General features: G+C 63.9%; 10 protein-coding genes and 1 pseudogene. 4 read left to right on the forward strand and 7 right to left on the reverse strand.

The genetic code is table 11. The features are described from left to right. Positions 1-415, reverse strand: a 415-nt coding sequence (locus HP546_RS21775; protein WP_172229326.1) for an MFS transporter, incomplete at its 3' end; no start/stop codon positions are given. Between the two features lie 129 nt (positions 416-544). Between HP546_RS21775 and HP546_RS21780 the strand changes: the two genes are divergently transcribed. Continuing rightward, positions 545-1459 carry a LysR family transcriptional regulator gene (locus tag HP546_RS21780; RefSeq protein ID WP_172229328.1) on the forward strand — a complete coding sequence of 305 codons (915 nt, stop codon included), beginning with the start codon at positions 545-547 and terminating at the stop codon, positions 1457-1459. A gap of 124 nt (positions 1460-1583) precedes the next feature. Here HP546_RS21780 and HP546_RS21785 read toward each other — a convergent pair. From HP546_RS21785 to HP546_RS21800, 4 genes and pseudogenes are all read right to left on the reverse strand, one after another. Then, positions 1584-2037: pseudogene (locus HP546_RS21785) on the reverse strand (transposase). Positions 2038-2266: 229 nt separating this feature from the next. Further along, entirely contained in the window at positions 2267-2788 is a 522-nt protein-coding gene (locus HP546_RS21790; RefSeq protein WP_172229330.1) for a DUF2937 family protein, read from the reverse strand. Positions 2789-2797: 9 nt separating this feature from the next. Further along, a complete protein-coding gene (locus HP546_RS21795) occupies positions 2798-3571 on the reverse strand; it encodes a class II glutamine amidotransferase (RefSeq protein WP_172229332.1) in 774 nt (257 codons plus the stop codon). 13 nt (positions 3572-3584) lie between these two features. Then, positions 3585-4082: an MFS transporter gene (locus tag HP546_RS21800; protein WP_172229334.1), complete on the reverse strand. Its 498-nt coding sequence runs from the start codon at positions 4080-4082 to the stop codon at positions 3585-3587. A 120-nt stretch (positions 4083-4202) separates the two neighbouring features. Between HP546_RS21800 and HP546_RS21805 the strand changes: the two genes are divergently transcribed. Further along, the gene (locus HP546_RS21805) at positions 4203-6245 is read left to right on the forward strand and encodes a S9 family peptidase (RefSeq protein WP_172229336.1); all 2043 of its coding nucleotides are present in this window, start codon (positions 4203-4205) and stop codon (positions 6243-6245) included. Positions 6246-6384: 139 nt separating this feature from the next. Here the strand turns inward: HP546_RS21805 and HP546_RS21810 are convergent, their stop codons facing one another. Beyond that, the gene (locus HP546_RS21810) at positions 6385-6663 is read right to left on the reverse strand and encodes a hypothetical protein (RefSeq protein ID WP_172229338.1); all 279 of its coding nucleotides are present in this window, start codon (positions 6661-6663) and stop codon (positions 6385-6387) included. Between the two features lie 132 nt (positions 6664-6795). Between HP546_RS21810 and HP546_RS21815 the strand changes: the two genes are divergently transcribed. Further along, a complete protein-coding gene (locus tag HP546_RS21815; protein ID WP_172229340.1) occupies positions 6796-7167 on the forward strand; it encodes a YajD family HNH nuclease in 372 nt (123 codons plus the stop codon). A gap of 71 nt (positions 7168-7238) precedes the next feature. Continuing rightward, positions 7239-7709 carry an RNA methyltransferase gene (locus HP546_RS21820; protein ID WP_172229342.1) on the forward strand — a complete coding sequence of 157 codons (471 nt, stop codon included), beginning with the start codon at positions 7239-7241 and terminating at the stop codon, positions 7707-7709. Positions 7710-7898: 189 nt separating this feature from the next. Here the strand turns inward: HP546_RS21820 and HP546_RS21825 are convergent. Further along, on the reverse strand, positions 7899-8277 hold a 379-nt coding region (locus HP546_RS21825), incomplete at its 5' end, for an aldehyde dehydrogenase family protein (protein WP_172229344.1).

The following is an 8277-nucleotide window of genomic DNA, read 5'->3' on the forward strand; positions in this document are numbered from 1 at the left end:
CGGTCCACTCACCGCCAAAGCCGAAACCCATCAGGGTACGGGCGATCAGCAATTGTTCGTAGTTTTGCGCAAAGCCGCAAAGGAAGGTGAAAAAGGCGAACCACAGTACCGTCAACTGCAGGGTACGCACCCGGCCGATACGGTCGGAAAGAATGCCTGCCACCCAGCCACCCACGGCCGAGGCGATCAGCGTGCTGGTGTGGATCAACCCGGCCTCGGTGGTGGTGATGCCCCACAGCATGATCAGCGTGGGGATGACGAAGCTGAGCATCTGCGTGTCCATGCCGTCCAGGCCATAGCCGATCTTGCAGCTCCAGAAGGTGCGCCGTTGTTGTGAGTCGATATCGCGATACCAGGCGAATGGCCCGGACGAAGAGGGGGAACTGACCTGCTGCTGCACGCCGGTGGGGTTCATGCTTGCCTCGGCTTGTTGGTATTGTTTTATAGGCGACTTGAGGGTCGCGGCCTGGGCGTCATTGTTCAGAGGCCGTGTCGCCTGCGTCCAACGAGAAAAACCGCCGGTCTGGAACAAGAAAAACTGATCATGAACCTTCGCTTCCTCGAAACCTTCGTCTGGGTCGCCCGGCTCAAGAGCTTCCGCCTGACCGCAGAAAAGCTGTTCACCACCCAGGCCTCGGTGTCCAGCCGCATCGCCGCGCTGGAGGCTGACCTGGGCGTGAAGCTGCTGCTGCGCGATTCCCGCGGCGTCAGCCTGACCCCGGAGGGCGGCAAGGTGCTGGAATATGCCGAGCGCATGCTGGAAACCGCCAAAGCCATGAAGCAGTCGCTGGACAGTGACCGGGCCAAGCTTGGACGCATCCGCATCGGGGTGATGGACACGGTGATCCACACCTGGATGAGCGCGCTGGTGGCCGAGCTGACCGAGCGCTACCCGCAGGTGGAGATCGAACTGGTGGCCGACACTGCGCTGAACCTGCGCGAGCAGCTGCAAAAGGGCTTTCTCGATGTGATCCTGCAGACCGACCTGCTGCGCGAGCAGTCGATCCGCAGCCTGGACCTGGCACGTTACCCGATGGGCTGGGTGGTGGCGGCCGGTTCGCACCAGCACCGCGACTATGCATCGCTGGCCGAGCTTGGCCGTGAGCGCATCATCACCTTCTCGAAGAACTCTCGGCCGCACCAGGAGGTGCTGAGCCTGCTGCAGGGCGCGGGAGCCGAGGCGCCGCGACTGAACTGCGTGAATTCCGTAGCGGCGATTACGCGGCTGCTGCGCGACGGGTTTGGCATTGGTGCGCTGCCGCCGGCGCTGGTGGACGGTGAGCTGGGCCGGGGTGAGCTGGTGTTACTGACGGGGCTGCAACCCCCGCCGAGCCTGGAGCTGGTGGTGGCCTGGCAAACCGGGGTGGCGCTGGTGGATGAGGTGGTCGGGGTCTGCCGGCAGGTGCTGGAGCGGTATGCGCGGGATGTGGGGGGGCGACGGATTGTGTTGGCTTCGTAGCTGTTCGCCGCTAGGTTTTCCGCGCCTGTGAGATCGAGCGCCGCCCGCGCGGCGCATCGCGGATGAATCCGCTCCTTGTTGCAACGTGCCGCACCTGTCAGGCCATGGTTGTCAGTCTTTGGGATCAGATCCAGATCGCATCCCAATGGGGATAGTCACCGATTCTGGTCACCAATCCTGCTCTTAATGGGTTGGCAATGCTGTACCTGGCGGCCTTGACTGCATCTTCTTCCCTGCGCAGAGCGCGGTCGTGATAACCGGCTTGCCAGACGGGGACCGTGAGGGCTCCAGACTTTCGCAAGCAGTGGCTTGACCTCGCTTTGAAGCGACGCATCAGTGTGCTCAGAGTTATTTCTTTCAGCTCGATCAGCCAATGTACATGGTCAGGCATGACAACCCAGGCCAGTGAATGGCAGCTGTTCTCCTGCTCTGCCATGCGCAGATGGCGAATCACGATGCGGGCGCGCTGGAAATTGTCGAACAACGGGTGGCGGTTCTGAGTGACTGTAGTGAGCACAGAGCCTGCCCGGTTCTGAGCACCTACGGCGGCGCAGCAGGCAGCCTTTCGGGCTGAGCATGACGGTCATCCATGAATTGTCGATTCACGTTTCAGCCTAGAATTGCCTGCAATTGGTGCTCGGACGATATGGTTTGCAAATGTGTCCCGAGTTCATGTCATGCGCCAAAGCAGGCGACCATGGCGCAACAGGTTCGGCACGTTGCAACAAATGTAGGAGCGGATTCATCCGCGATGCGCCGCGCGGGCGGCGCTCGATATCCCAAGCACTGTATTGCTCAAGGCGAACGTCAGCGCCAGCTCTCTTTGACCGCCCCACGCCGCCCGCCAAGGATCACCCAGCCAATCCCCAGCAACAGGCTCTCGACCAGGAACGCCAGAACAAACCCTGCACCCATCCCCCAGCCAACCGCCTCGGGCACCAGCAGAATCTGATAGCTGTAGCTATTGAGCGTTTCTTCACGCAACTGCGGGTCGGCCTGCACCAGCACATGCCAGGTCCGCTGTGCCCAGGGCCCTTGCAGCGCCTGCCATTCGTTTTCCAGCAGTTCGTTGCGGATCATCAGGCTTTCGATGCTGTTGGCATCACTGTTGAACACCGGGTCGTCGCTGCTGCGGTAATGCCGCAGCAGCGCCTGCAGGTCGCCGTCGAAGAAGCGTTCGGCGGTCTGGCGGAAGCCATCCAGCGCTTCGCGCGACTCGAACAGGTGCGCTTCGACGCGCTGGCTGTAGTCCTTGACCAACCCCGGGACCTGGATACCGGCCAGCAGGCCGAAGGTGAACAGCAGCAACCGCAGGTAACTTCTGAACATGCAGCGTCCTTAGCTCTGGCCGTGCGCTGTGCACTCGCCGTGCCGCCACAAGGCCCATTGACCCGGCTCGTAGCGCTGCCAGGTCTCGTTCTCGGTCAGGGCCTCGGTGGCGATCACCGTGACCACGTCATTGGGGGTGGTTTCGGTATGGAAATCGACGATCAGGTCGACATCCTTCAACCGCGCTGCGCCAAACGGTGCACGTCGGGTGATGTGCACCAGCTTGGTCGAGCAGAAGCAGAACAGCCAGTCGCCATCGCTGAGCATGCAGTTGAACACGCCCCGGCCACGGTAGCCGGCACAGGCTTCGACCAGCACCGGCAGCAACTGTTCCACCGGTACGGGTTCGGGGAAGGCGCTGCGGATGCGGTTGAGCAGGTCGCAGAAGGCAGCTTCGCTGTCGGTGTCGCCCACCGGCCGGTAGAAGCTGACCTCGCCCTTGAAGTCGCCCAACTGGCCGTTGTGCGCGAAGCACCAGTTGCGGCCCCACATTTCCCGCACGAAGGGGTGGGTGTTGGACAGGCAGACCTTGCCGACGTTGGCCTGGCGGATATGGCCGATGACCACTTGGCTTTTTATCGGGTAACGCTGCACCAGGTTGGCCACTTCCGACTCGCTGCTCGCCGCCGGGTCCTGGAACAGGCGCAGGCCACGGCCTTCGTAGAAGCCGATGCCCCAGCCGTCACGGTGCGGACCGGTACGGCCACCGCGCTGCATCAGCCCGGTGAAACTGAAGACGATGTCGGTCGGGACGTTGGCACTCATGCCCAGCAGTTCGCACATGGCGTGTCTCCGCTTACAGACGGGGCTCGACCCGGCCACCGCCGCGCGGGGCGGCTGGGGGCGGGTTGTCACGGTAACGGTCGTGGCGCTCGGCGGCCAGCGGGGCCTGGGTGCCGAGCTGGTCATCCTCGGCCACCTCGCGCTGGGCGGCGGCTTCGGCCTGGGCGCGGCGCTCGCGGGCGCGCTTTTCCAGCGGCCAGCGCAGCAATACGAAAAGCAGATACAGGCCGAACGCGATCAAACCGTACATGGCGAAGTCGGAAACGGCGCGCCAGGCGTTGTTGCCAACCTTGAAGGCGACATCCAAAGCAGTGATGGCGATGGCCGGGGCGAAGCTTTCCTTCACCGGGTCGACGATGGTCGGGGTCAGCAGCAGCACGGCCAGTACCACCCGCAGCGGTTCGCGCAGCCAGCGCCACATCCAGCCGGTGAGCTTGAAGCCAACCAGCAGGCAGCCCAGGGCGGCGACAGCATAGAGGCCCCAGGCGAGGGTGTAGTCGTTCTCGGTCATGGTGTTCGTGCAAGCCAGGCAAAGAGATGCCTATGATAAACACTTTTCCGGGCGCACACAGTGTTTGCCTGTACCGCAGCGAAGCGGCCGGCACAGGCAACCCCAATCAAGAGATCCTCAATGCCAACCAAGCCCCAACCCCCAATCGCCCACCAGGCCCAGGCCGCCGACCCCTATGCCTGGCTGCAACAGCGCGACACGCCCGAGGTGCTCGCCTACCTGCAGGCCGAAAACGCCTACCAGGAGGCCTGCCTGGCCGAGCAGGCGCCCTTGCGCGAGCAATTGTTCGAAGAAATCAAAGGCCGCATCCTCGAAACCGACCTGTCGCTGCCGGCACCGTGGGGCCCCTACCTGTACTACACCCGCACCACCGCGGGTGACGAGTACCCGCGCCACTACCGCTGCCCGCGCCCGGCCGACGATTCGAACACCGTCGATGAAAGCCGCGAGCAACTGCTGCTCGACCCCAATGCCCTGGCCAACGGCGGCTTCCTGTCGCTGGGCGCGTTCAATGTCAGCCCCGACCATCGCCTGCTGGCCTACAGCCTCGACACCAGTGGCGATGAAATCTACACCCTGTACGTCAAGGACCTGGCCAGCGGCAGCGTCACCACCCTGCCCTTCGACGACTGCGACGGCAGCCTGACCTGGGCCAACGACAGCCAGACACTGTTTTTCGCCGAGCTGGACGACACCCACCGGCCCTGGCGCCTGCGTCGCCACACGCTGGGCAGCGACAACGCCCAAACCGTGTTCGAAGAGCCTGACGGGCGCTTCTTCCTGCACTGCTACCGCACCAGCTCCGAACGCCAGCTGGTCTTGCTGCTGAACAGCAAGACCACCAGCGAGGCCTGGGTGCTGGACGCCGAAACCGCGCAGGCGCCGTTCACCTGCCTGGCGCCGCGGGTCGAAGGCCACGAATACTTCCCCGACCACGGCCAGCTCGATGGCGAGTGGCGCTGGTTCATCCGCACCAACCAGGACGGCATCAACTTCGCCTTGTACCACGCCCAGGTCTCGCCGGTACCACGCCGTGAGCAATGGCAGGTGTTGGTGCCGCACCGCGACGCGATCATGCTCGAAGGCCTCAGCCTGAATGCCGGCGCCCTGACCCTGAGCCTGCGCGAGGGCGGCCTGCCGATCATCGACGTGCGCCCGCAGGGCCTGCCGGCCTACCGCGTCGAGCTACCAGACGCCGCCTACAGCCTGTACGTGCAGGACAGCCTGGAGTTCGCCAGCACGCGCATCCGCCTGCGCTACGAGGCACTCAACCGCCCGGCGCAGGTACGCCAGCTGGAACTCGCCAGCGGCGAGCAGGCTGTGCTCAAGCAAACCCCGGTGCTAGGTGCATTCGATGCCGATGACTATGTCAGCGAGCGCGTGTGGGCCACTGCGGCGGACGGTACCCAGGTGCCGATCAGCCTGGTGCGCCGCCGCCAGGACCTTGGCCAGACCGTGCCGCTTTACCTGTATGGCTACGGTGCCTACGGCGAGAGCCTGGACCCGTGGTTCTCGCATGCCCGCCTGAGCCTGCTGGAACGCGGCGTGGCCTTTGCCATCGCCCATGTGCGCGGCGGCGGCGAACTGGGCGAGGCGTGGTACCGCGCTGGCAAGCAGGAGCACAAGCACAACACCTTCAGCGACTTCATTGCCTGCGCCGAGCACCTGATCGCCGAAGGCGTGACCGCTGCCGAACGCCTGGCCATCAGTGGCGGCAGCGCCGGGGGCCTGCTGATCGGCGCGGTGCTGAACCTGCGTCCCGAGCTGTTCCGTTGTGCGATTGCCGAAGTACCGTTCGTCGACGTGCTCAACACCATGCTCGACCCCGAGCTGCCGCTGACCGTGACCGAGTACGACGAATGGGGCAACCCTCAAGAGCCGCAGGTGTACGAGCGAATCAAGGCCTACGCCCCCTATGAAAACGTGATGGCGCAGGCCTACCCGGCGATGCTGGTGGTGGCGGGTTACAACGACAGCCGCGTGCAGTACTGGGAAGCGGCCAAGTGGGTGGCACGGCTACGCACGCGCAAGACCGACAGCAACCTGCTGCTGCTCAAGACCGAGATGGGCGCCGGGCATGGCGGAATGAGCGGGCGGTATCAGGGGTTGAAGGATGTGGCCCTGGAGTATGCGTTCGTGTTTGGCGAGCTGGGTGTGGCGTAAAATTTACAGTTGAGCCCGTGCGCCGTCCCTGTGGGAGCGGGTTTACCCGCGAAAAAGGCTCCGCGGAGGATGGCACGGGCTTCGCCCGTGTTCGCGGGTGAACCCGCTCCCACAGGGGGCTGGTGTCGACCGGAGTTGTTCAATCATCCTGCCCCGCCGGCTTCGCAGGCTCTGGCCGGATCCCCGGCAATGGCTGGTCCTTCGGCGGCCCGGGCACCGGCATCGGTGGCAACAACGGTGCCCCCGGCTGGCTGTCATAGGCCTTGGGCGGTGTGCTCGGGGTTATCTGCGGGTAAGGCGTGGGCGTTGGCGTACCCGGTGCACCCGGCACCGGCGTGGTCAGCCGGGGGGGTGTACTGGCGGCTTCAGCCAAGGGCAGGCCAGCCACAACCAGCGCGGCGAGGATCGCGTGAAACATCAGCAACCTCCTGTCGGGAACCTTCCTACAGGCTACGCCTAAATCGAAGCTTTCGCCTGTCCGCCTGCCCGGCAAGCGCGCTAGACTCAATGCCATAACCGTCATCTGCCTGATCAGAACAAAGGAAACACCATGAGCGCCACCTCTTCCGCCGCCGCCACCGCGCGCCTGGACCGCATCCTGGCCGATGCCAAGCGCGACAAGGAAATGGGCTACCGCGACAAGGCCCTGAGAATGTACCCGCACGTCTGCGGCCGCTGTGCCCGTGAATTCGCCGGCAAGCGCCTGAGCGAGCTGACCGTGCACCACCGTGACCACAACCACGACAACAACCCGCAGGACGGCTCCAACTGGGAGCTGCTGTGCCTGTACTGCCACGACAACGAGCACTCGCGCTACACCGACCAGCAGTACTTCAGCGATGGCTCGCTCAGCACCCCGAGCATTGCCAAGGCCACCCACAACCCGTTTGCCGCGCTGGCCGGGATGATGAAGAAAGACTGACCATCGATTCGCCCCCCGCTGCTACCGGGCAGCCCGTATAATCGCGCTTTTTTCGCGAAGGGCCCCGGTACGTGGCAAACAAACGATACAGCTGCATCGGCCTGTTCAACCCCAAGTCTGCCGAAAACGTCGGCTCGGTGATGCGCGCCGCTGGCTGCTATGGCGTCAATTCGGTGTTCTATACCGGCAAACGCTACGAACGCGCCCGTGACTTCGTCACCGACACCAAGCGCGTGCACTACGACATTCCCCTGATCGGCATCGACGACCTGCAGCGCATCATCCCGCTGGGGTGCACACCGGTAGCGGTAGAGCTGGTGGAGGGCGCGCGGCCGCTGCCCGAATACACTCACCCGGACCGGGCCATCTATATCTTCGGGCCGGAGGATGGGTCGTTGAGCGAGGATGTGCGGGCGTGGTGTGAAGAGACCATCTATATCCCGACCGAAGGTTGCATGAACCTGGCGGCGACGGTGAATGTGGTGCTGTATGACCGTTTGGCCAAAGGGTTGAATACCCGTTCGGGGCCTAAGTTCAAGTAAAGAAAAAGGGCGCACTTGCAGTGCCTGTACCGGCCTCATCGCCGGCAAGCCAGCTCCCACAGGAAGTGCGCAGGCCGTGAAGACTGCGGGTACCTGTGGGAGCTGGCTTGCCGGCGATGAGGCCCGCACAGCCACCACAAAAGCGGCCAGGTGCTGAGCTCCGTCAGAACAGCACCGGTCTTGCTCGGATCACGAAGCGTTGATCCAGATGGTCTTCAGCTCCGTGTACTGGTCGTGGGCCCAGATCGACTTGTCGCGCCCACCGAAACCAGACTCTTTGTAGCCACCGAACGGCGTGGTGACATCACCTTCGCCGAAGCAGTTGACCGTGACCACGCCCGCGCGGATTTCACGCGACAGGCGCAGCGCATTGCGCAGGCTGCCGGTGTAGGCCGAGGCAGCCAGGCCGTAGACGGTATCGTTGGCCAGTTCGATCGCCTCGTCGATGGTCTCGAAGCTGGTCACGCTCAGCACCGGGCCAAAGATTTCCTCGATGAACAGCTTGTTGTCACGGCCAACGTTGTCGACGATGGTCGGCTGAATGAACACGCCCTGTTCCGCTTCGCCA

It is taken from the genome of Pseudomonas sp. CM25 (assembly GCF_013179705.1).
GTDB lineage: Bacteria > Pseudomonadota > Gammaproteobacteria > Pseudomonadales > Pseudomonadaceae > Aquipseudomonas.